General features: G+C 75.1%; 1 pseudogene. It reads right to left on the bottom strand.

Annotation, left to right across the window (positions count from 1 at the left end):
- A pseudogene (locus A6V29_RS10735) lies at positions 1-242 on the bottom strand (peptidase M1); the annotation flags it as partial.
- Between the last annotated feature and the right edge of the window lie 100 nt (positions 243-342).

Genomic DNA, 342 nt, shown 5'->3' with positions numbered 1-342 from the left:
GGGGTGAAGACGACGGTCTGCGTGCCGGTCACCGTCTGGAGGTCGTCGCCCAGCGTGAAGTCCAGCGCGACGCGGGGTCGGTCGGGGTCGGGCTCCGCCCGGCCCGGGCAGGCGTCGTCGTCACCGCCGGTCGACGACGACGCGGCTTCCGGCGACGTCGTGACCGTCTCGGCGAAGGAGGTGCACCCGCTGAGCAGCAGCACCCCGGCCACCGCCGCGGCGCGACGTCTTCCGCCGGTCACGCAAGGCGGACGACCGCGCGGGCGAGGGAGAGGACCTTCTCGCCGCCACTGGTGACCGTGAGGTCGACCCGCGCTCGCCCCTCCTCGAGCAGCGCGGCCA

Source organism: Blastococcus sp. CCUG 61487, from assembly GCF_005222955.1.
In the GTDB taxonomy this organism is placed as follows: Bacteria; Actinomycetota; Actinomycetes; order Mycobacteriales; family Geodermatophilaceae; genus Blastococcus.
This window is presented reverse-complemented; position numbering and strand designations above follow the sequence as displayed.